Genomic DNA, 23,341 nt, shown 5'->3' on the forward strand with positions numbered 1-23,341 from the left:
ATAGAGTTAAAAGGCATGAAGAAATGGAAAGCCTTTCTCCCGCTATCGAAGAAGGAGATTTGCAAGCTTGCATTCGCTATTGCCAGCTGTGTGAGGAGAGTGTTGTTGACAGGACATTTTCTTACCGGGATGTTTATATTAAGGTTGGCAGCAATGAACCAAGGATATGAACCGAGATATGAGGGTGAAACAGGGATCGATGTTTGATATCACAATCTAAAGGCGACATATAGATATCTGGAAGAAAAGGGGAAGGTTACGAATACGAAGGAGCGTGTTTTAAAAATTTGGAAACCATAGTATTTCTATATAATTACAGTTGAAAAGTGCGATAATTTGTACTAGGGTTATCGCCTTTAATCCTATTAAGCTATGTGACAACGGGTTTGGAATAGCAGAAGCATTTGCTAGAGGTTTGTTGATTTTATGGCCACCTATTAAAGAGGCTGAAATATAAAGAAGGCTCAATATAATAGAAAGTCTATCAGTTCAAAGGTACCAATGAAAAAGGAGTTGACCCCGTAAGGCCAACCCCTTGCAAACCGTTATTTTATTGTAAGCGTTACAGAATTATAGTTTTTCCCATTACCAAGTGGATTGTAGTTTTTCTCAATGTTTCCTGCGGCGTCCACAGTGAAATAATTGATGGTTGTTGTCTTTTCAATTTTTAATGTTTCTGCAAATTCACGGGTGCCGCTTAATTTAATTTTAGCTGATTGGAAGGTAGGGCGGCTGCCGTCAAGCGTATAATAAATGGTGGCTGGCTCACTTGTTTCAATCTTAACATCAACCGGACCTGTGTATTTACCGTTTCCAGGTGTAGCTTTTGAGGAAGGCGGCTGATGGTCTTTTGCACTGTTGTAGGCTACTTTAATTAAGCCAATCAACCCATTGGCAAATTCCATTGCTTCTTCATGACCTTCTACAAAGGCTGGCTGGAATCCAACTGCCTGCCATCTTTTTGTATCCTTATTCCATAAATCTGCCCCTACTTCGAAGTTCCAGGCATAAATCCCCTTTTCATACCATAGGTAGTCCGCAGAGTTACCTGCAGCAGAGTATAGTACGTCAGGAATTGGACCTGTACGGCTAGGTAGAATGACCGTTCCGCGGTGGTCCTGAATATCATTTAAGATGTTATCAGAAGCTGCCCAGTAAAACGCTTCTTCACCAGCTGATGGGCGTGGCAGTGTTGTACGTTTTGAATCATAAGCACCAGGGGACCACATGAAGTAGCCGCCATAACTATGAATATTCATTGCAAACTTAATATTTGGGTTTTTGTCAGCAAGCCAGACAAGGTTTCTTCCTTCAGGCTCAGAGTTTTCAGCTGGTCCAGCGTAAGTTTCTCCCGTACAACTTGTACCTCCGCCAATATAGCCATCAAAAACGGAACCAACAGAATGGTTGCGGTTAAGGTCAACTCCCCAATTATTACGGTACCCAGGGTCAGAGGCAGTGGGACCACAGTGATTGGTCATATTCTTACGCTGCATATTGTAATCATTGAAGCTGTAATTGGCACCATCAGGGTTTACTGAAGGTACAAGGAATATATCAAGATTATCGACAAGCTTTCTTGTCTCACTATCTTGACTATAGTTTCGCAGTAGTCTTTCCGCCGTTTCGATTGTTACGAGTGGGGTCACCCATTCACGGGCATGCTCCTGAGCATATCCAAGAACACCTGGTTTAGAACCGTCACGATGCTTGCCGATTCGGATCGCTTTTACTGTAAAAGGATCACTGGAGACGTCTGCCCCTGCTTTCAAGCCGTCAGTTAATATCGCAGCATTTGTTGTTGGTGCGACAACACCAGCACCAGTATTACCGCGGTATGTAGTCGCAGTGACAAGTTGGCTAGCATTCTCATTCAATGCTTTAACCACTTGTGCGGCAGTACTTGTTGCCTTTCCTGACGAATCAGTAGCTAAATCTACTAAAATCTTGGTACCATCCACAGTCACTTTTAGTGGTGCATTATTGGTTCCCGGATTCTTGAATTCTACCGATACATCATTCCCGCCTTCATGCCCCCATGCTTTTGAGGAAACAACAACTGCGAGATTGGTCGTGCCGCCGATAGTTGCTTGGGCAAGACGTCTGTAACCATTTGTTTTATTTGGCATATCAATGATTTCTACCAAGTTCGGGAATTCTTTTGCAAGTTTTTCGGCACGTTCATATAATTCATTTGGTGCCATATAGTGGTCAACAAAATCCGTAACATAATCTGTTTTTGGATGTTTCGGCTCTTTCCCTAACCATTCAGTAATGGTGCTCGTAGCTGTTCCTCCAAGATTACTTTCAATTTTAACAGATGAAGGAATGGCGCTAACTGGTAGAAGCAAATAGTGATATAAATATTCACCGTAATCTACCAATCTAGAAAGTGTAGCAGATTTTTCCTCACCGTTCTCGGTCCAAGTTGCTTTAAGTGCTGTGCTAGCAGTCGCACCGGCGCTTGATTTCACTTCGAGATATAGGAAGGTGCCTGATTGATTGGTAAAATGGTTTGTCCTAAGGACTTTAAGTGTTTCCTCGGAAGCTGCCAGACTGGCTTGCAGCTGGACAGTAGATTGCCGCTCTGCCACGCGTGTGTTCCATTGATTTTCGGTGATCAGGGTCTCTTTTACATTGATGCCAACGGTCTTTAACATGGCAATTTCTGTTGGTGTGACAACGGCATCCACTTCATAGACTCCGTCGTGTGCTTCGATTCTGTGGGTAAGGTCAATTCCAAGCTCAAGAAGCTTGTCCTTTGCCTTATCATTTGGTACTACAAGTTGAACAATTGAGACCGATTCCTCCTTAGGAATCGGCTGGTCAGGCTGTTCGACCGCTGCAACCGGAATACTTAGGCCTGGATAAAATGTAGAGAACCCTAGTCCGGTTATGGCAGTCATCACCACTAAATTCCTTTTCCATTTCTGCTTTTTCTGTTTTGTCAAAAACTGTCCCCCCAAAATGCTAGAAATTTTAATACAAGCTTATTGTAAATTGAATGTACTAAATATCTTGTCGTAAAATCAGGGGCAGTTAAAAATCCGCTCTACAAAAATTTTATTGAGAAAATATAATACTTTATTTTAGAAGATTAAATTTTAGGCTGTTTTTCCTATTTAAAAAGTACTGTGCCACTCGAAAAATCTAGTAATTTTAGGAGCACAAAATTACTAGATTTTATTCCATTATAATTCCCATAAACTGTATATTGATAATCAACTGTTTTTATTGTTTAATATTGTTGCTTTTTGTTTAATTTTGTAAAAGGATAGTTGTAATATATTTCATGTGAATTGCGGCTCTATTGTTAAAAACCATTAAATGCCTATCAACTTTGTGCCAGTCCAACATTTAATAAAGAAACAAGAATTATTATGAATAGGAATGATGGGGAATGGCAAAAAGAAACCGAGGAAAAACAATCAGCTACTTGCCTTCAAATGGCAGAGGGACATGCCCACTGTGTGAAAGAACAGGAGTAAAGCTTCTCTACCCGCACAAAACTGAAACAAACCAAGCCATCAAAGTCTGCAAAAACTGCCGCCATAAATAAAAATCTCATAGTATAAAAAATCACATTCAGATGACTGTCCACACCGCATGGACAGTGTATTTTTGTGGTGCCTGTCACCATTGACACTACTATAGTATTGCAGGTTCTTTCGTTCGTTGCTGAAAAAGAAAGAGAGGATATTAATAGGAGGCAACGAGAAGGAATTCAATCGGCCAAAGCAAAAGGCAAACATCTAGGCAGACCGAAAATAAGCCTAGTAGCATTAAATGAGAAACAGAAAGCAATTTTAATAACTAAATATGAATCATGGAAAGGATTAAAAGGGGATAAAATTTAATATGGAGAGAAATTCAATGAACAATATTTCAACATACTTTGGATCAAACTTATTTCAAACCGACAATCATTTCTTATAATTTGTTAAAGGAGTAGCCGCAACAAAGATTTTGGCTTAGGATGTTACGGAAGGTATAAACTAAGACATAGATTAAAAAATAGAAAAGTATCGAGACATTGTATCATGTTACTTTTCTATTGTCATTTGTTACCAAAATTCAAATTAGATTTGGTAAAATGAAAAACTTATATTAATGTTTTCTCCGAGTTCAGTATTATTGATTTTATTACACTTTAACCAATATTTCGATTCATTTATCATTTTGGAGGATATAGTGTTCTCCTCATTGTAAAATGTGTAATTAAGATTAGGATAACAATTTTCAATAATAAAGGCGAAAAATCTATATAGACAAAGCGAGTATTTGTGAGAAAATCGTATTAAACTGAGGAGTCAATAAGAAAATGGTAAGATACTAATCAGTGATGTTGAATCAATTGGACTTCCCTTTTACGTTATAAGGGAATAGAATATAAATAAAAAGGTGATTACAATTAAAAAAGTAAAAAGTATCCTATTTTTGCTTCTTGGATTCATATCACTTGTGATCGGTGTTGCAGGGACTGTGTTACCTGTTCTGCCGGGCGGTCCGTTTTACTTATTCGCTGCTTTTTGCTTTGCGAAAAGTTCCAAGTCGATTGAAAACTGGTTCAAAAGCACCTCATTATATGAAAAATACGTTGAAGCATTCCTGCAAAAAAAAGGGATGACTCGAAAAGAGAAAATCAGAATCAATTTAGTTGCTGATTTCTTCATCATAATTTCTGTATTTTTTGTGGACATCCTTTTAGTGAAAATCCTGTTGGTAGTGCTCGCCCTCTATAAACATTATTATTTCATTAAAAAAATTAAGACAATTGACCGAAACAGTACGAAACAAAGAGATTCTTGAAAATTTTCTTCAAATAACGGGTGCTTTACTTCAATAAGGGAGTTGCTTCGGCAGCTCTTTTTCTTATGGAGCTAAATGGGCAGTTTTGTTGAAGAAGGTGTCTCAGTAAAAATAGAGAAATATTATTTGAAGCTACCTATGCTATGGTAATACTGAAATGAGGAGCTACCTATATCTTTTTTTCAAGAAGATTAATTGAACATATTGAGCATTTAAGTCGTGTTTGTCTAAAATGATTTACTTGACCTTTGCAAATCCAAATTATCCGGTTTAGATACGAATTAAACTTCTAATACTAAAGATAACTTTTATTCAGTTAGTACGTTTGATAGAAGTTGAGAATTTTTATAAGAGGTGATGCAAAATTGGAAACATTTTACCGTACATTCTTGATTTTTGTTGTAGGATATTTATTTTTAAGGTTGAGTGGAAAAAAAGCAGTAGCTCAAATGCACACTTTCGATTTATTGTATATCCTTGTCCTTACCAATATCATCAGTTCCCCAGTAGAGGATAATAATTTGGGAAAGGCTATTACCTATGCTGGAATTACAGTAATTTTATATAAAATTTTTATACGTATATCCTTACATAATAAATTAAGATGGTTCTTATATGAAAGTCCAACGGTATTAATTCAAAACGGGGATATTGATATAAAGGGGTTGAAAAAGGTACGTATGCCAATAAATGAATTATTGTCACATTTAAGAGTAAAAGGGTATACCGATACTCAAAACATTGCCATTGCAGTGATGGAGGAAACAGGAAGTATTAGTGTTATTCCCAAGTCAGAATACCGACCAGTTCAACCTAATGATATAAATTTAAGTGTCAAGAAAGAATATCTTCCTATCCCACTCATACTGGACAGCCAAATTATTTACCATAATTTAAAATATCTACAATTAAACCAAAGTTGGCTAATTAACGAGCTCGAAAAAATGGGTGAAAAAATAGAGAATATTACATTAGCAACTTTTTTAGAAGATGGAAAGTTATTTATAGATAATAATGAAATTAAGGAACATAAAAGCGATCCTTATTACTACAAGCCAGGGAGAGATAATTAATTACAGAGAAGCCTTAATAAAAAAATAAAGGTGTTTGGAACAGTTGAATTACTTTACTTGTTTCCTGGAGCTGGCTGGTCAACGCTCTTCACTCGATGGCGATGTCCATTGGCTTCTGTTGTATAAAAATCATAATAATGAACATGCATTCCATTTCCTACAGGATAAGCAGGGCCGGAGTATGCCTGGTAATAGTGAGTATGGCCATCTTCATAGACAACATATCCTTCCGTGTAATGCACATGGTTATCATCTTTACTCATAACAGGAGGAGAAGTTACATCTAAACACTGATGAACATGGCCAGCATCAACAGATGTATAGTAAACGGATCTATGATTGTGGTTTGGCACAAATCCTTGAATAAAAACATTCTTTCCTACCATTAATCCACTCCCAATCATCTCACTTTTTCAATATATATAGATTTCGGTTTTTTTTACTGTTCACTCATATTCATACGTTTTTCCAATACCTTAATCATGTAAAAGCCATGTTCACTTAATACCTCATCATGAATCTGGCATGTTTGAATTAACACTAATGTTTGGTCTTGATATAGTGTTTTTCCCATCTTTTTCCCTCCCTAACATAAATATAATCATATAATTGATTCCAATTGTGAAAATATAGAAAAAATACAATATACCAATATAATTTTTATCATTCTAAGAAGGGGAAGGACAACCAAAAGGGTTGACTTCTTATATATAACGCTTTATGACTAGTATCCCAATTAGCAAAATTGACATCTCTTAAAACTTACCGCTTGAGTGTGTAAGCATCTTTCATGTGAGCTGTATTTTGTACATGCCTGACTGAGGTAAACTTATTTCATACAGTTGGAAATAGGGAGTGCATATCTCTATAAAAAACGAACATATCGTTATAAAGAACACCCATTTGAGAAAGTGACCTCTATTTAATCTTTAGGTGTCATTTTTTCTTTTTTGTTTAAGGAGTTTGTAATTTTTTCTTAGTTTTTTTATGAATGTCTTCTCAATTTTTTATCAAGCCTCAAAAAGTTTAGGATTCAGTACTATTGATTTACTGATGCAAGAATTATGCCGAAGTTTGAATGCACGAAATATTTAGATATTATATATCAACTTATATAATAATGATGTTGAATTGTCACCGACCTGGTAATAAAATGACTCCAAAAGGAGAGTGGATAATGGCGAAAATAATTGAACCTGATAAAGAAATTGAAGCAAAACAAAGAATTAATACTTCACAAATTGTTTATAGAAGTCAGGAAATGCAAAATTAAATGGAAAAGGTAAAAAAGGAGGGAAGGCTGGTCTTTTTGAAAAAGCTAATACAGGCACCATACTCTTAGATGAAATTGGTGAACTACCATTGTTGATGCAAGCTAAATTGCTTCGTGTTCTTCAAGATCAAGCAATTACTCGAATAGGTGATTCGAAGCTAATTCCTCTTACGTTTCGGTTAGTTTGTTCCACCAGTAAAGACCTCAGGGATCTTGTTAATAAAAAACAATTCAGAGAAGACTTGTGGTACCGAATTAATGTGATTCATTTGAATATTCCACCGTTATACAAGCGGAAATCCGACATTTTACCTCTTATTGATGTTTACCTTACAATGCTTTGTGAGCAGTACGGATAAAAAAAACAAATCATGCCTGAATCTTTAAAGATTATGGAAAGCTATCAATGGCCTGGTAATGTTCGTGAATTAAAAAATATTATAGAGTTTTTAGTAGTATCAACCTCAGTACCATTCATAACCCCTAGAGACTTGCTAGAACATATAAGAGATAAATGGAATTTAGAAATTCCTCAAGAAATTTTCCGCGATTAAAAGTCAGATATTAATCTATTATCCACAAATAATCTTAATCTAAAGGAAGCCATGGCTCAATTTGAATCTCAGATGATCTTAAATGCCCATCAATCTTCACAAAGCCTTAGAAAAGCTGCCATTAAGCTCGACATTGACCATGCAAATCTGATAAGGAGAATGAAACGTCTCGGAATCCAATTTTCATACAAAAGATAAGATTCATAATTTTAGCAATAATATTCTTCAATTGAGTATTCACTCAAAATGGGTTTGGTTTGCTTTAATATACTAACCGTTCTCGAGCCTATTGGATTGTTCAGGAAGAAATGATGCTGACTGCCACTTGATAATTCTACGATCTTTTAATTTGTCTGCCAATATTATTACTACTTTTGATAATGAATGAATCAGGTTCTGAGAGTAGGACTATTTCAAACTAAGATTCCTTTTAACTTAATAGGAGGCTTAATACAATTATTGTCAGATTGCATGAATATTACGGTGATAAGAGGGAAGAGAGCTTCTAGCAAGGAATTCATTCTACTTATATCAAAAAGCAGTGGCGGTAAAGACTAAATGTAACTTGAACGAATCTTGAATATTTGAACTTACAAATGAATGTTGTTCATATAGTTCAAGTATAAATATATATATCGAAGGAGGAGAAAGCTCTACTGGCTAATTTTTAGACTTTTTCTTAAATTGTAATAGGAAGGTGACAAAATTAATGAAGGACTTAATTAAAATTATTGTGGGAAATATTTCAATGACCTTTGCCTATGCTTATTTGATCGTACCAAATGAAATTATTAATGGTGGTGTGACGAGTTCCGCGTTACTATTAAATGCCTTATCTGGCTATAACATAGCCATGCTTGCCAATTTTGTTACAGGACTATTATTAATTATATGTTTAGTTTTTCTAGGAAAAGAGTACTTTTTCAAATCAATAGTAAGTTCCCTTAGCTATATGCTTTTTTTTAACCTTTTTTATTCACTGAATATAAGCATTGATGTAAACATCATTGTAGTAATTATTATTTCGTCGATTTTGATAGCACTAGGATACTATTTATGTATAACAGCAAATGCATCCACTGTGGGGTTTGATGTTATAGCTTTAATTTTACATAACAAAAATAAAAAAATAGATATAGCAGCGACAATCAGGATAATTAATCTTATTGTACTATTATTGGGTCTGCTTGTTTATGGTTATACTTCGATCATAAAGGGTGTTGCGTTTACGTTGATCTTTTCGTCACTTTTAAAGAAAATGCTTAATAGAAATCATAAGGCAGTAATGATAGATACCGAAGGGCAATTGGACAAAACAGCTAAAATGGAAAAATAGAATTACGAGATCAGGAGTCAGTCTGGTGTTTTGTAAACATTAAAATTATGTTCTTATAATGATTCTTGAACGGTTGTCTAAATATTCTGATTTTTAAATTGACTTTAAAAAAGTCAGAGTGTATTATACACATAGAAAGTGGTCCTAACATCATGACGTAGTGATGTTAGTTCCATTTCAATTGTCATAATAAACTATATGGAGGAGGAAATAGGATAACAGAAAATCTAGAGCTTCGTCTCTTCGGTTGTGAATAATATTAGCTGAAAAGACCTATTCTTATGTGTCTACACACATAAGAATAACGCTAGTGTTTGTTTCGGAAATGTCTATTTATTGGTAACTCTGCACCGTTTTATGGTTATGTATGATTTTTTCCACTATTTTGTGAGTATGTAAGGGAAAGGTAGTTTATGTAGTTGTGTTAGAGTAGCCTGGCTTTTTAAGTGGATGTAAGCGTTATCAATAGGTGGTTACCAAATTACTGAAAGTTGGTGGAGGTTATGAAACATCAACAAGAAGAATTGAAACCTGGTCTTAAACAAAGACATTTAACAATGATATCTTTGAGTGGTGTAATAGGAGCTGGTTTATTCGTAGGAAGCGGTATTATTATTGGTCAAACAGGCCCCGGAGCGATTTTATCATACGTATTAGCAGGCTTAATCGTTGTTTTAGTCATGAGAATGCTCGGAGAAATGGCTACAGTAAACCCTAATACAGGATCTTTTGCTGTTTATGCAAGAGAAGGGATTGGTGAGTGGGCCGGTTTTACTACAGGTTGGTTATATTGGTTTTTTTGGGTTATTGTAATTGCACTAGAAGCAACAGCAGGGGCAGCGATAATACATGAGTGGCTTCCTTCAGTTCCAGTCTGGTTAATAAGTCTCTCATTAATAATTCTATTAAAACTAACAAATATATTTTCTGTTAAATCATTTGGCGAATTTGAATATTGGTTTTCTATTATTAAAATAGTCAGTATTATTCTATTCTTATGTCTAGGAGTAGCGGTGATTCTGGGTTTAATACCAACGATAAAGCCACCTGGCACTTCTAACCTTTTGAACTTTGGTGGTTTTATTCCTAACGGGATTAGTTCAGTTCTTGTTGGTGTAGCGATTGTTTTTCACGCTTTCGTTGGAGTTGAGATTCCCGCCATTGCAGCTGGAGAGACTAGTGATCCAGTAAAGTCTGTAAGAAGTGCGTTAAATAGCGTGGTATGGCGAATACTTATTTTTTATATCGGTTCAATAGCTATACTAGTGACACTTTTACCTTGGAATTCAGCATCCTTGCTTAAAAGTCCTTTTGTTGCTGTTCTTGAAATGATGGGAATTCCTTCAGCTGCTTTAATTATGAATATCGTAGTTCTAACCGCTTTGCTGTCCTGTTTGAATTCAGGACTTTATACGAGCTCTCGGATGTTATTTTCTCTTGCACAAAAGGGTGATGCCCCAAAATTATTTTCAAAAGTGAGCAAGAATGGGGTCCCAGTTTTGGCGGTAATTGCAAGTACTCTGTTTGCCTTTATTAGCACAATTTTTAGTTATATTTCTCCTGACAAAATATTTTTCTTTTTAGTAAATTCTTCTGGTGGAATTGGAATTCTTGTCTATCTAGCCATTGCGATTTCTCATCTCCGTTTAAGGAAAAGAATGGAAAAAGAGAATCCTGGGATTTTCAAGATTAAAATGTGGTTATTTCCGTATTTAACTTATGCAACCATCATTTCTATGATTTCCGTTTTAATATTAATGGCATTTATAGATTCACAGCGTCCACAGTTTATTTTTACGATGCTATTCAGTTTTATAGTTATAGGTTCTTTCTTTTTATTTCGACGAAAAAAAGCGAAGTATATGGAGAATGAATTAAATATTGTTCCTAGCCCCCCTAATTCTGAGAAATTCTAAATATAATTAATCTAAACTTCTACGCGATCAATAGACATTGGTAATATGACAATTACAAAGCTAGTTCGATTCAACTTAACCAATTAAAATCAGAATATTTATTGCTACGTTTGCTTCTATGGATTTCCTCAGATGAACATTCTTCAATTATCTGCATTTTTTAGCTAGACTATATGAGTTCCTTAATATTTATCTATAAAAAGTACTTAATAGAATTCAGTTTCAGGTAAATCATATTGTTTTACTCTTTAATAAATGAGACATTCCTTCATTGTCAGTCCACAATTACCGCAAAGTCTTAAAAAAATCTAATAGAAAAAGGGATTATTTCGCCAAGGTTCTATGGCCCTGTCTCTTTTATTTCTATATGGGATAAGGGAGGTATAAAATTGAAAGGTTTTCGTTATTTACAATTGGGTTCTTTCTCGGGACCATATTGCTGTCAGGATGCAATAATACTGCTAATCCGGATGAGGACCAACAAGAAGCTAATCCAGTAATAAATGAAAAGTCCAATAAAACGGCCGATGAAACTCAGGGTAACAAAGGTACAGAAGCTATTAAAAATGGAGTCGATGAAGTGCTTCAATCCATAAACGCCTTGGAACAAGAGGTAAGTGCTGGGGAGGATTCAGCAAAAATTCAAGAAATAGGCAAAGAAATTAGTTCAAACTGGGATTCGATAGAAAAGCAAGTAGAAGAAGCTTATCCCGATTGGTATGAACGAATTGAGAAAAACCTTTATCCTTTAATTGGTGAGTCTGGAAATCCTAAAAAAGACATAAAAAAGATCAACAAACTCTCTAAAGCTACGAAAGATGATTTACAGTTATTTTTGGAGGAAGTGAAATAGTATTTCCTAATATCCGCATCGATTCTCAAGAGGACTTTACGTGCTTTTTTAGAATAAGCCCCTTTTTGTGAGGGATCAATAAATTGGGAGGGGAAAACAGCTTGGAAAGTACAAATGAACTGAATGGGAAGGTTCAGGCAGTTATATTTGATTGGGCTGGCACAACGGTTGATTATGGTTGTTTTGCACCGGTCCAAGTGTTTGTAGAAGTATTTAGTAAAAGGGGGATTGATATTACCATTGAGGAAGCAAGAAAACCAATGGGCTTATTAAAAATTGACCACATAAGGGAACTCCTGAAAATGACTAGGATCTCGAATTTATGGGTTACAGCATTTGGGAAAGAACCAAATGAAAAAGATGTAAATGCTCTATATAGGGACTTTGAGGATTTGTTATTCAAGGTTCTCCAAAATCACGCCAAGCCTGTAGCTGGTTTAATTGAACTCGTTAGCGGTTTAAGACAACAAGGAATAAAAATCGGTTCAACAACTGGCTATACTCGTGAAATGATAGATGTTGTATCAGGAGAGGCAAAAAAGTGGGGCTATCAACCAGACTCTATTGTCGCGTCTTCAGAAGTGCCTACAGGACGTCCTGCTCCTTGGATGTGTTTTCAAACAGCTATTAACCTACAAGTATATCCACTAAGTAAGATTGTAAAGGTTGGTGATACAATCAGTGACATCAAAGAGGGGATTCATGCTGGAATGTGGACTGTTGGTGTATTAAAAGGCGGCAGCGAAATAGGCCTTTCTGAACAAGAAATCAACGAAATGGATCCGTATGAGCTCAAAAAGCGAATGAAGAATGCTGAAAATCGTTTTCTAAATGCAGGTGCCGACTTCGTTATTGATGAAATAGGAGATTTATTAGAAATAATTGATAGAATTAATTACAGATTGACAGAAAAAAAAGAAACTTTTATCGGGGGCTAAAACAGATATATTAATAAAAAATGTGATATTACCACTCTTATCTGTATGTGCAAGGATATTAATTTTAAATAAATTCAAAATATTCAATTTATTCATTGACTGTTCGATAGAATGGTAGTATTATACATCTTATAACTGGTACGGACGTTGCAACGTCATTATCAGAAATACATTAAAGTTAAGGAGAATGTGCAATGGTCGAAACAAAAATGTTAAGAGGAACGAAAGTAAAAATGACACCAAGTGAAGCTATTGTTGAGACATTAGTGGCAGAGGGAGTCAAACATATATCGGGAATTCTAGGTTCTGCTTTTATGGATATGCTTGATTTATTGCCAACAGCAGGCATTCGATTTATTGGAGTTCGACATGAACAAAGTGCTGCTCATATGGAAGATGCTTATTGTCGTGTCTCAGGTGTTGCTGGGGTTGTTATCGGTCAAAACGGACCTGGAATGACCAATATGGTAACCTCTGTAGCAGCGGCCAATCAAGCTCATACTCCTATGGTAGTAATATCTCCTTCAGCAGGTACACCAACTGTTGGATGGGATGGTTTTCAGGAATGTGATCAGGTTTCCATTTTCAAGGCCATCACAAAAGAAACGGTGAGAGTGACCCACCCAGGTCGAGTCGCTGATTGTCTACGGACAGCATTTCGAATTGCTTATGCTGAAAGAGGACCTGTATTATTTGATATCCCTCGTGATTATTTCTATGGTGAAGTGGAGGATCAAATTCTTCAACCACATCAATATCGCGTAGATTCACGAGGATGCGGGTCATCTGAATCCTTGGATAGAGCAGCTGAAATTTTAGCTGAGGCTGAGTATCCAGTTATTATTTCAGGTAGAGGGACAGTTGATTCAGATGGTATTGAGGAAATTAAAAATATAGCAGAACACTTGACAGCTCCGGTAGCTGTATCCTATATGCATAATGATGCATTTCCTGCAGATCATCCGTTAGCTGTTGGCCCAATAGGATATATGGGATCAAAAGCTGCTATGAATACACTAAAGAAAGCAGATGTTATTTTAGCTGTTGGTACAAGATTATCCGTATTTGGTACATTACCATGTTATGACATTGAATATTTCCCTAAAGAGGCAAAAATAATTCAAATAGATATTAATCCAAGGCAAATCGCTAGAACCCACCCAGTTGAAGTTGGTATTATCGGTGATGCTCGTGAAGCTAGTCGAGAAATTATGAAACGGTTAAAGGAAATTAAACCTAGCCTAAAACAAGAAAAAGCGCGGATGGTAGAAGTAACAAATGAAAAACAAAAATGGGAAGAAGAACTAGTAGAACTTGCGATGATAGATGGGACACCAATTAACCCGCGTCGCGCCCTCTTAGAATTAACAAAAGTGTTACCTGAGAATGCTATTGTTTCAACAGATATTGGTAATGTATCATCAACTGCAAACGCTTACTTGAAATTTAACCAGAGCCGTAGACACATCGCTGCCCTAACATTCGGAAACACCGGTTTTGCTTATCCATCTGCACTTGGTGCCAAATTAGCTGAGCCGAATACACCTGTTTTAGCAATCGTTGGAGATGGAGCATGGGGAATGAGCTTACATGAAGTAAGTACAGCAGTTGAAGAAAACATTCCAGTCATCGCGTGCGTCTTTAATAATAATGCATGGTGTGCAGAGAAAAAGAACCAAGTCGATTTTTATAATAATCGTTTTGTTGGGGCAGATATCCAAAATCCAGATTTTGCAGAAGTTGCTCGTTCGATGGGGGCAGTTGGAATTAGAGTGGAAAAACCTGAAGAATTAGGACCTGTCATAGAAGCGGCAATAAAATCAAACAAACCAACCGTCATTGATATTCAGGTGGATGGAACCCAATTAGCGCCTCCATTTAGAAAAGACGCTTTAAAAATGCCAACTAGATTATTAGAAAAGTACGCTCATTTAGATCATAAAAACTGGGATAAATAATTTCTAAAAAAGAATGTTATAACGGACGCGATACTTAATGGATGTATTTTGAGTTATCGCGTCTATTTACTACTTAACATCAATATTTTCATACTCTTGTTTTCTATTTTGAGTTGGATCGGTATAGGTAACTTAACTAAAATTCATTTCAATAAATAAAAAGGGGGTTTTAATATTGAAATTAGAAACTGAAACGAAAGGCCTTGTTCAAATGGATAAAGATCATTTATGGCATGCGATGCATCGTTATAACGAAAAGGAAAGTCCCATGATTGCAACGGAAGGAAGCGGCTCATGGTTTACCGATACAAAAGGGGATAAATATTTAGATGGGGTTTCTGGATTATGGTGCTTGAATTTAGGACATGGACGAAAAGAAATTGCTCAAGCAGCGTATGAGCAAATGGTGAATTTATCTTACTTCCCATTAACTTTAAGCCATAAGCCAGCTATTGAACTATCTTCTAAAATAAGTGAACATTTAAAAGGTTCATATACAACTTTTTTCACTAACAGTGGATCTGAAGCGAATGAGACCGCTTTTAAAATTGCTCGCCAATATCATTCTCAAAATGGAAACCCGGGGAAATACAAATTCATCTCTAGGTATCGAGCCTATCATGGTAATACTTTCGGTGCTTTAAGTGCAACAGCTCAGGCGAATCGGAGAGTGAAATATGACCCAGCGGTTCCGGGTTTTCTGCATGTGCCACCACCATATAGTTATCGAAGCCCATTTGGAGAAAACGCAGAGAACTCTGACCTCCTTGCAGCAGAATATCTTGATCAGGTTATTAACTTTGAAGGATCAGAGACTGTAGCTGGCGTTATACTTGAACCATTCATTTCAGGCGGCGGGGTCCTTATCCCTTCAAAAGAATACTTAACAAAAGTTTCGGAAATTTGTAAGAAGCATGATGTTCTTTTAATTGTGGATGAAGTGGTTTCAGGTTTTGGCAGAACAGGAAAAATGTTTGGCTTTATGCACTCTGATGGGGTTCAACCTGATATTGTAACAATGGCAAAGGGATTGACCAGCGGTTATCTTCCACTAGGAGCAACAGCTGTGAACTCTAGGATTTATGGAAAATTTAAGGAGAACGGAAATTTAAATCATTTTAGACATGTGTCAACCTACGGAGGTCACCCTGCATCTTGCGCAGTTGCCCTCAAGAACATTGAAATTATCGAAAATGAAAATATTGTTCAACGAGTATCTGAACTCAGTGAATCAACACTAAGTGAACTCTTTGAATTAACTGCTCTAGAAAAAGTTGGAGAAGTGCGTGGAATTGGATTTTTATATGGAATTGAACTAGTAGAAGATAAAAAATCAAAAACACCTGTATCTGAAGAGCTAATGGGAAAGGTAATTGGGGCTTGTAAGAAAAAAGGCCTGATTATTGGCAGAAACGGAGATACAGTTCCTGGATACGGGAATGTATTAATTATTGCACCGCCTTTATCCTCAACTGTTGAAGATTTACACTTTGTCATAGAAACTGTTAAATCTGTTTTGTATGAATTGTGTTAACCCTTAATGTAGATAAAGGCTTCAGATAACTTTATTGGTCACGATTAAAGTGGGCATGATATGTCTAACTGTTTTGACATCCATGTCCGTTTTTTTTATATAAATGCTGATAGACTAATACAAAAGCGGAGGTATTATGGTATCTCAAAAAAAGTTATTGGTAATACTTGCGCATCCTGATGATGAGTCATTTCTTTGTGGAGGAACGATCGCCAAAATTTCTAAACTTGGTGTACAGGTAACCTTACTTTGTGCAACAAAAGGTGAGATGGGCAGGCGTATGGGCAATCCCATTCTTACAACGAGAGAATCATTGCCGATATTACGAGAACTAGAGTTAAAAAACGCATGCGAAGAATTAGGGATAAACGACCTGCGGTATTTAAATTTAAGGGATAAAACAATTGAGTTTGAAGATATAGATTTATTAGTAGAGCGAATTGTAAAAGTGATTCGAGAAATTAAACCTCAAGTAATAGTAACGTTTAATGAGAAATATGGGGGACATCCAGACCATTGTGCAATTGGTCGTGCAGCGACATTAGCATTTTCAAAATCAGGTGATTCAGATTTTTATCCAGATTCTGTTTTCTCTGCCTTTAAGGCTCAGAGACTGTACTTTGTCCTTTGGCATACATATTATGAAAAATGGATAAAAGAGAGCATGCTGAAAAGTGTGACTAAAGTAAATATCTCAGAAACTCTGCAAAAAAAGATTCGGGCTTTAAGGTCTCATCGTTCCCAAACTTTAGCCGTTCCTGAATTATGGGATAATCAAAAACCTACTTTACCTTTTTTAACAGAATACGAGTACTTTATTAAAGGAAATCCTCCCTATATTATAGAAGAAACTGATCTTTTTCAAACAATAGAAATGTAGCGATGATACATGATTTTTAAAGCAAACCGGGTTACAAGTGGTCTTAATTTATCTGGAAAGGGGGAAGGAATGAATGCAATTAGAAAAATATAAGCCCCTAGAGGAAACAAGTGAGGGACAACAAAATTCAAAATTACCTCTACAAGAAAAGAAATCAAGCTTACTATTGTGGATTGGTGGTATTGCTTTTACATTTTTTATCGCACTTTTAGGTTTGGGGCTGTCTAAAATTACAGGATTTGATCGAATTGGACCGCTTGCTTGCTCAATTATTATTGCGGTCATTTATCGCCAAATCGCAGGCTATCCAGAAAAATTCCGTAAGGGCATTGAATTTTCCGCTAAAAAACTTCTCCGTTTTGCAATTATTTTATATGGTTTGAAATTAAATATTGATGTGATTTTTAATCAGGGTTTGCCATTATTGGTTCGTGACATAGGAACCGTAGCTTTTGCAATAATCGTAATGGTTCTGATTGCAAAGTGGTTAAAAGCTGACCCTTCAATTTCGCTACTTCTCGCGGTAGGAACGGGTGTGTGCGGTGCAGCAGCTATCGCAGCAATTTCTCCTATCGTAAAAGCAAAAGAAGAAGATACGGCCATAGGTGTAGGGATAATCGCTTTAATGGGGACACTTTTTTCCATAATTTATACCCTAATACGTCCTATCCTTCCAATATCAGCGTTGGATTATGGTATATGGTCTGGAATCAGTCTTCATGAAATAGCTCATGTTGCATTGGCAGGAGCCCCAGCAGGTGAAGATGCACTAGCTATTGCGCTATTGGCTAAATTAGGTCGTGTCTTTTTACTCATCCCATTATGCTTCATTTTTATGTATTGGATGAAAAAACGTTCATCGGAAAAAACAGGTCAAGATGCAAAACTAGATTTTCCATGGTTCCTCGTTGGTTTTATAATTATGAGTTTAATTGGAAGTTATGTGTTTGGAACATATATCTCAGTTTCTCCAATCGTAATGGAGGGTATTTCTAAAACTACTACAGTTATTTTGACAATGGCCATGATTGGTCTAGGACTAAATGTCAGCTTGCAGGCGCTTCGTACAAAAGCCATGCGTCCACTTTTGGCAATGACCATTACCTCGTTGCTTCTTTCTATAATCTCGTATTTTATAGTCTAAAGGTAGAGGATCTTATAATTTTTGGTGGAGCCTTCCAGTGTTGTCTATAAAATCACTAAGGAATTATTTAATACAGATAACATAATCCAGATGTAAGGGTATTTTTTAAACGTAAACATCCCCCACTTTGAACTGTATCCTGAATAGTTGTCACTATTCAGGGTTTTCTATATCCATGGATACTCGTTTAATTCATGCGAAGAGTATGAACATAGTAAATTATTTTTAATAATCATTGGAACCGTTTAGAGAGCAATCACTGTACAAAACTTTTCTGATTGTTCGAAAGTGAGAGTTTAATAGAAAACAAGACAGGGAACATCTCACGTTTATTTCTAAACTAGACGAATCAATTGATACCGATTTATTTGAATATTATTACAATTTGGTTTACAATATAATCACTGATACGAACATCACAATGTCTTTTTCTGTTTGGAGGAAATTTTATGGAGCTAGACTTTAACAATCCAATCCCATTACATGTTCAATTAAAAATAATATTAGAAGACCAAATTTTACAAGGTTATTATAAGGACAAGATCCCAAGTGAAAGAGAACTCATGGATATGTATTCTGTTAGTAGAAGCACTGTAAGAGAAGCTGTATCTATTTTAGTTCGTGATGGGATATTAGAAAAAAGGCATGGTAAAGGGACCTTTGTATCTCTTAAACCAGTTCAAGAATGGCTTAAGATGATTAGTTTTACTGAGACGACTAAAAATATGGGGATTAAATTACTAAATCATGGTCGTGTATTGACTCCTGAAAATATAGCCGATGCAAATGGGTTTGAGGATGAATCATACCATATTAAGAGGCTACGGTTACAGGGGGATTTACCAATCGCAATTGAATTGCATTACTATTCTTTAGAACTTGGACAAAAATTAACGAAATTTGATTTAAGTACTACTGTTTTGTATGATGCACTCGAAGGTGATCTAAATATTAACTTTTGTGAAGCAGAACAAATTATAACATGCGGCTTTCCAACAAAAGAAGATGCTGAACATTTAGGTATAACAGAAGCTATGTGCTTGCTAATTACAGAACGAATGATTTTTGATTCTGATGGTAATTTAGTAGAATATTATAAAGGTTTATTCCGGTCAGATATGTATTCATTTGCGATGAAAATGTCCCGAAAGAACAACTAATTTTGTAAATGTACTAATAAGTATTACCGACTGGATAAAATACCCTAAGCCTTTCTAAGAAAGTAGAGAGGCTTAGGTTATTTTTGGTTCTCTAATCGTTAATGTAGATTCTGATGGTTTTGAACAGATAAAAACGCCAGTCAAGTTATTCCTATAAAGGGCTTGATTGACCAACCTGAGGTGCTTATTATACATTTGATTTTCCACCCAAGCATTTAAGTTTGTTTCTAGGGTTTTAATTGTTAGTATAGAATTGAAACTTCATCAAGAAAGGACAAATTTTAAATGTCAAATATACAAATACCTGTATCGGTCTTAAATTTGGCCCCTATTCGCAAAGGGCAGGGGGCAAAAGAAGCCATTGATGCAATGGTTGATTTGGCGCAAGCCACTGAGAAAATGGGTTATAAACGATATTGGGTTGCAGAGCATCATAATACGCCAACACTAGTGAGCTCAGCTACTTCGATTTTAATTAAACATATCTTGGAACATACAGAACACATACGAGTTGGGTCTGGCGGAATTATGCTACCTAACCATTCTCCTTTGGTAGTAGCCGAACAATTTGGAACTATGGCAACTATCTATCCTAATCGATTGGACTTGGGTCTTGGCCGGGCTCCTGGTACAGATATGATGACCGCAAGTGCATTAAGACGTTCTCAAAATGATTCAGTCTACACATTTCCAAAAGATGTAAAGGATTTGCTTGCTTATTTTGGGCCCGAAGAGCTTCAAGGTTATATAAAAGCTTATCCAGGTGTTGGCACGAATCTTCCGATTTATATCCTCGGTTCATCAACGGATTCAGCGGTTTTAGCAGCTAAATTAGGTTTGCCGTATGTATTTGCTTCCCACTTTGCACCAAGGTATATGGATGAAGCCATTTCAATTTATCGTAATCAATTCCAGCCATCAGAATATCTGGACTCTCCATATATGATAGTATGTCTTAATGTGATTGCAGCAGAAAGTGATGAAGAGGCCAAATTTGAATCGACAACGATGCAGCAATTTTTCTTGAATGTTGTGCGAGGCTCACGAACGCTGTTAAGTCCTCCAATTGAAAACATGGATCACATTTGGAGTCAGCCAGAGAAAGAAATGGCTACATCGATGTCCAGTGTGACTTTGTTAGGAAGTAAACTTTCGATACGAGAACAGTTAACGAGTTTTCAAGAGAAGTATAACGTGGACGAAATCATGGCCGTATCTTATATTTATAATCCTGACAAACAAAAACGTTCTTATGAACTTTTAAAAGAAGTGGTTGATGGCAATTAACGAATGAAAGTAAAAAGTAAACCCTGTCTACGCGATAGGGTTTGCTTTTTATTAGAAGGACCATATCGTAGATTGGACTGTTATTCAACAATCGGGGCGCTATAGTTGAAGATTATTGTTTAAGCTAACTTCCTATGCGAAATACCTTTTGTTTACATAGAACAGAATATTGGCAATTAAAAAAGTTTTTATACTCAAAATAAATAGTATGAGAATCAACTTCTGTTAATTAAAGCTATTTTAGTTTTTCTTGAGGATTAGCATTCAACTATCATTATATTTTTATATTACTTTATTGATATTCTTAAGCAGCTACCATAAATGACTCCTGGAGAGTCGATGAAACGTATATCAAGTAAAACGTCAATGAATGTATCTGTATCGTGCAGTGGATTCCAAAGGAAACACGATTGATTTTTATCTCAGTAAAACAAGAGACAAAAAGGCTGCAAACACTTCTTCAAGAAAGCTTAACGGTCTTTTCATGTTTCTAAACCTCGCGTCATTACGTAAAAGGGGGGTTAGGTGGATAAATTCAAGGTTATACATACTCTATACTTTCGGATTCAATAGTATTTTGCTTGAGCACCAAAACAGATGGTGAGTATAAGGTTAAGGCGAATGAATATCACTGATTCACTTATTTTTTCTGTGGTTTTAGGTTGTCTTTAAGGCAGCTTTTTCATTATTATACTGAGGGAGTTCAAGAGTGCATTTTGATCTTTGTTCATGCCAGATTTGTGGACTAAAGATTATTGTGCAAACTAAAGGATAATTCTTTGTAAATAAAAACCATTCTATATCGAATGGTTTTTATCTTTATCTCTATTTGCTGTTGGATTAGGGTTATCTATTAAACTACCAATTAATGGGATGGAATAATTGAGAATTGGACCTCCTAAACAAACGGTTAATAGAGTTCCGATACCAATTGGTCCATTGAATGTAATTGCCATTACTAAGAAAACAAGATAAATTAATGTTTTTGAAAACAGTATATTCATTCCAGTTAAATCTTGAATGATGAACATCAAACGGTCTACAGGAATTGGAGCAAAATTTGCATGTAAGTAGATTGCTGTTCCTAGTCCAATAACAACTAATCCAACCCCTAAACAAACAAGTTTTATGAGTATTTGTTCTGGCTGAACCAAGTTATGTAATAAAAAAAGCCATATATCAATTCCAAGACCTGTTATAAAAGCTGTTAGTAAACCAAAAAATTCTGGTCTTTGTCTTTTTAAAAGTGAATTACAAAATATCATGATAAATGCTATTATAAATTCCCAGCTTCCAACCGTTAGTCCGACTTGTATAGAAAGGCCGACCAAAAGGGCATCAAATGGTGATGTTCCAAGGTCTGATTGTATGGTTAAAGAACAACCAAGGGCTAATAGTATGATTCCTAACACATAGAGGATAAATTTCGTGTTACTCACATTTAACACATTTATTCATTAGCTAATTCTTTTATCATTAAAATATGTGGACTACCATCTTCCATAAAAACATTTGATGAGGTTTGATAGCCGAGTTTTTTATAAAAACCCTCTGCTTGTGTTTGCCCATGTAATTTAACCTGGGATATTTCCTTTTCTTTTGCGATTTCTTCTAATGTTTTAATAATTATTTTTCCAAGACCAAATTTACGGTAAGGCTCTAAGATACAAATTCTCTCCAATTTACCTAAACCATCAACAACTCTTAACCTTCCAGTTCCGACAGGTTTTTCATTATAATAGACTAAAATATGTTCTGATAGTCCATTAAGTGTATCAAATTCATCAAATTCATCTTCTAATGAGAAACCTTGTTCCTCAACAAATACTTCTTTTCTGATATGAAAAGCATTTTTTAAATCGCTATCTACTGTTATTCTCTTTGAATCCAATGATCTTCCTCCCTTTTCTAGATTTATTTAATTATACAAGTCATAATAACTTTATGACCTTTTATTAGTATAAATGAAATTATTTTTGTTGTAAATACAACAAAAAAGTTAGGGGTTTTTTTGATGAAGGAAATACTTCGTGAAATTGGAATGATAGCAAGGGCATTGGACTCTATAAGTAATATAGAATTTAAAGAATTTGACCTTACAAAAGGGCAGTATTTGTATCTTGTTCGAATATGTGAAAATCCTGGAATCATTCAAGAAAAGGTAGCAGAAATGATAAAGGTTGACCGCACGACAGCAGCTCGTGCAATTAAAAAACTGGAGATTCAAGGTTTTATTGAAAAGAAAAATGATGATAACAACAAAAAAATTAAAAAGTTATATCCAACTGATAAGGGTGAAAATGTTTATCCCTTTTTAAAGAAAGAAGGAGAGTATACCGACAAGGTTGCATTATCTGGATTTTCTTTGGAAGAAACAGAAACAATATTTCATCTTATTCAAAAGGTCAGAAAAAATATTGAGGTAGATTGGGAATTTGTAAAAAAAGGAAATAAAAGGGGGTATTGATATAGGCTTATATATTATCCCTGCTTCATAGATGACTAAACGGGGCATTAGTTGAGGCAGCATAAGCTAATTTGCATCTGTACTTCTTAAATGAGAAAGATATGTAAAGTGAATAAAGTAAAAACCTCTACACCCATAACCCGTTCTAGAGATTAATTT

22 protein-coding genes and 2 pseudogenes are annotated in these 23,341 nt (G+C 35.6%); 19 read left to right on the forward strand and 5 right to left on the reverse strand.

Translation table 11 applies throughout. From position 1 onward, the window contains the following. The first annotated feature begins 15 nt into the window (after positions 1 to 15). A complete protein-coding gene (locus RE409_RS11755) occupies positions 16 to 207 on the forward strand; it encodes a hypothetical protein (RefSeq protein WP_309559000.1) in 192 nt (63 codons plus the stop codon). Between the two features lie 338 nt (positions 208 to 545). Here RE409_RS11755 and RE409_RS11760 read toward each other — a convergent pair whose 3' ends face one another. Then, entirely contained in the window at positions 546 to 2,951 is a 2,406-nt protein-coding gene (locus RE409_RS11760; protein ID WP_309559001.1) for a M14 family metallopeptidase, read from the reverse strand. Between the two features lie 675 nt (positions 2,952 to 3,626). On the opposite strand from RE409_RS11760, the gene RE409_RS11765 reads away from it, so the two are divergent. The 3 genes from RE409_RS11765 (at position 3,627) to RE409_RS11775 (ending at position 5,882) form a co-directional block, all read left to right on the forward strand. Continuing rightward, the gene (locus tag RE409_RS11765) at positions 3,627 to 3,857 is read left to right on the forward strand and encodes a recombinase family protein (RefSeq protein WP_309559002.1); all 231 of its coding nucleotides are present in this window, start codon (positions 3,627 to 3,629) and stop codon (positions 3,855 to 3,857) included. A 544-nt stretch (positions 3,858 to 4,401) separates the two neighbouring features. Further along, the gene (locus tag RE409_RS11770) at positions 4,402 to 4,809 is read left to right on the forward strand and encodes a YbaN family protein (RefSeq protein WP_223305294.1); all 408 of its coding nucleotides are present in this window, start codon (positions 4,402 to 4,404) and stop codon (positions 4,807 to 4,809) included. Positions 4,810 to 5,174: 365 nt separating this feature from the next. Next, positions 5,175 to 5,882 carry a DUF421 domain-containing protein gene (locus RE409_RS11775; RefSeq protein WP_309559003.1) on the forward strand — a complete coding sequence of 236 codons (708 nt, stop codon included), beginning with the start codon at positions 5,175 to 5,177 and terminating at the stop codon, positions 5,880 to 5,882. A 53-nt stretch (positions 5,883 to 5,935) separates the two neighbouring features. Here RE409_RS11775 and RE409_RS11780 read toward each other — a convergent pair whose 3' ends face one another. Together RE409_RS11780 and RE409_RS11785 are read right to left on the reverse strand one after the other, a co-directional pair. After that, positions 5,936 to 6,268, reverse strand: coding sequence for a YmaF family protein (locus RE409_RS11780; protein ID WP_057215084.1), 333 nt, complete (start codon positions 6,266 to 6,268; stop codon positions 5,936 to 5,938). A 53-nt stretch (positions 6,269 to 6,321) separates the two neighbouring features. After that, positions 6,322 to 6,456 carry a hypothetical protein gene (locus RE409_RS11785; RefSeq protein WP_274606897.1) on the reverse strand — a complete coding sequence of 45 codons (135 nt, stop codon included), beginning with the start codon at positions 6,454 to 6,456 and terminating at the stop codon, positions 6,322 to 6,324. A 722-nt stretch (positions 6,457 to 7,178) separates the two neighbouring features. Between RE409_RS11785 and RE409_RS30680 the strand changes: the two are divergent. The 14 genes and pseudogenes from RE409_RS30680 to RE409_RS11845 all read left to right on the forward strand — a co-directional run. After that, positions 7,179 to 7,514, forward strand: a pseudogene (locus RE409_RS30680) (sigma 54-interacting transcriptional regulator); the annotation flags it as partial. Positions 7,515 to 7,526: 12 nt separating this feature from the next. Then, on the forward strand, positions 7,527 to 7,709 hold the full coding sequence (locus RE409_RS11790) for an AAA-type ATPase lid domain-containing protein (protein WP_201224760.1): 183 nt from the start codon (positions 7,527 to 7,529) through the stop codon (positions 7,707 to 7,709). A gap of 9 nt (positions 7,710 to 7,718) precedes the next feature. After that, positions 7,719 to 7,907: a hypothetical protein gene (locus RE409_RS30685; RefSeq protein WP_397328145.1), complete on the forward strand. Its 189-nt coding sequence runs from the start codon at positions 7,719 to 7,721 to the stop codon at positions 7,905 to 7,907. A gap of 511 nt (positions 7,908 to 8,418) precedes the next feature. Continuing rightward, positions 8,419 to 9,045: a YitT family protein gene (locus RE409_RS11795; RefSeq protein WP_309559004.1), complete on the forward strand. Its 627-nt coding sequence runs from the start codon at positions 8,419 to 8,421 to the stop codon at positions 9,043 to 9,045. Between the two features lie 503 nt (positions 9,046 to 9,548). Next, positions 9,549 to 10,961 carry an amino acid permease gene (locus tag RE409_RS11800; protein ID WP_309559005.1) on the forward strand — a complete coding sequence of 471 codons (1,413 nt, stop codon included), beginning with the start codon at positions 9,549 to 9,551 and terminating at the stop codon, positions 10,959 to 10,961. A 436-nt stretch (positions 10,962 to 11,397) separates the two neighbouring features. Next, positions 11,398 to 11,814, forward strand: a complete 417-nt coding sequence (locus tag RE409_RS11805; RefSeq protein WP_309559006.1) for a hypothetical protein — start codon at positions 11,398 to 11,400, stop codon at positions 11,812 to 11,814. 101 nt (positions 11,815 to 11,915) lie between these two features. After that, entirely contained in the window at positions 11,916 to 12,752 is an 837-nt protein-coding gene (gene phnX / locus RE409_RS11810; RefSeq protein ID WP_309559007.1) for a phosphonoacetaldehyde hydrolase, read from the forward strand. A gap of 194 nt (positions 12,753 to 12,946) precedes the next feature. Beyond that, the gene (gene xsc / locus RE409_RS11815; protein ID WP_201180897.1) at positions 12,947 to 14,710 is read left to right on the forward strand and encodes a sulfoacetaldehyde acetyltransferase; all 1,764 of its coding nucleotides are present in this window, start codon (positions 12,947 to 12,949) and stop codon (positions 14,708 to 14,710) included. A 175-nt stretch (positions 14,711 to 14,885) separates the two neighbouring features. Next, positions 14,886 to 16,244, forward strand: a complete 1,359-nt coding sequence (locus tag RE409_RS11820) for an aminotransferase (RefSeq protein WP_309559008.1) — start codon at positions 14,886 to 14,888, stop codon at positions 16,242 to 16,244. A 136-nt stretch (positions 16,245 to 16,380) separates the two neighbouring features. Next, positions 16,381 to 17,124, forward strand: a complete 744-nt coding sequence (locus tag RE409_RS11825; protein ID WP_309559009.1) for a PIG-L family deacetylase — start codon at positions 16,381 to 16,383, stop codon at positions 17,122 to 17,124. A gap of 73 nt (positions 17,125 to 17,197) precedes the next feature. Further along, positions 17,198 to 18,268: a YeiH family protein gene (locus RE409_RS11830; RefSeq protein ID WP_309559011.1), complete on the forward strand. Its 1,071-nt coding sequence runs from the start codon at positions 17,198 to 17,200 to the stop codon at positions 18,266 to 18,268. A gap of 449 nt (positions 18,269 to 18,717) precedes the next feature. After that, positions 18,718 to 19,428, forward strand: coding sequence for a GntR family transcriptional regulator (locus RE409_RS11835; RefSeq protein WP_201180891.1), 711 nt, complete (start codon positions 18,718 to 18,720; stop codon positions 19,426 to 19,428). A 285-nt stretch (positions 19,429 to 19,713) separates the two neighbouring features. Further along, positions 19,714 to 20,715, forward strand: coding sequence for an LLM class flavin-dependent oxidoreductase (locus tag RE409_RS11840; protein ID WP_056520984.1), 1,002 nt, complete (start codon positions 19,714 to 19,716; stop codon positions 20,713 to 20,715). 320 nt (positions 20,716 to 21,035) lie between these two features. Beyond that, positions 21,036 to 21,186 (forward strand): annotated as a pseudogene (locus tag RE409_RS11845) (DDE-type integrase/transposase/recombinase); the annotation flags it as partial. Positions 21,187 to 21,512: 326 nt separating this feature from the next. Here RE409_RS11845 and RE409_RS11850 read toward each other — a convergent pair. Both RE409_RS11850 and RE409_RS11855 read right to left on the reverse strand, forming a co-directional pair. After that, positions 21,513 to 22,127: a YczE/YyaS/YitT family protein gene (locus RE409_RS11850; RefSeq protein ID WP_309559013.1), complete on the reverse strand. Its 615-nt coding sequence runs from the start codon at positions 22,125 to 22,127 to the stop codon at positions 21,513 to 21,515. 38 nt (positions 22,128 to 22,165) lie between these two features. Continuing rightward, positions 22,166 to 22,606: a GNAT family N-acetyltransferase gene (locus RE409_RS11855; protein WP_057215098.1), complete on the reverse strand. Its 441-nt coding sequence runs from the start codon at positions 22,604 to 22,606 to the stop codon at positions 22,166 to 22,168. 123 nt (positions 22,607 to 22,729) lie between these two features. On the opposite strand from RE409_RS11855, the gene RE409_RS11860 reads away from it, so the two are divergent. Continuing rightward, positions 22,730 to 23,182, forward strand: coding sequence for a MarR family winged helix-turn-helix transcriptional regulator (locus tag RE409_RS11860; RefSeq protein WP_309559014.1), 453 nt, complete (start codon positions 22,730 to 22,732; stop codon positions 23,180 to 23,182). The last annotated feature ends 159 nt before the right edge of the window (positions 23,183 to 23,341 follow it).

It is taken from the genome of Peribacillus sp. R9-11, assembly GCF_031345095.1.
Lineage (GTDB): Bacteria > Bacillota > Bacilli > Bacillales > DSM-1321 > Peribacillus > Peribacillus butanolivorans.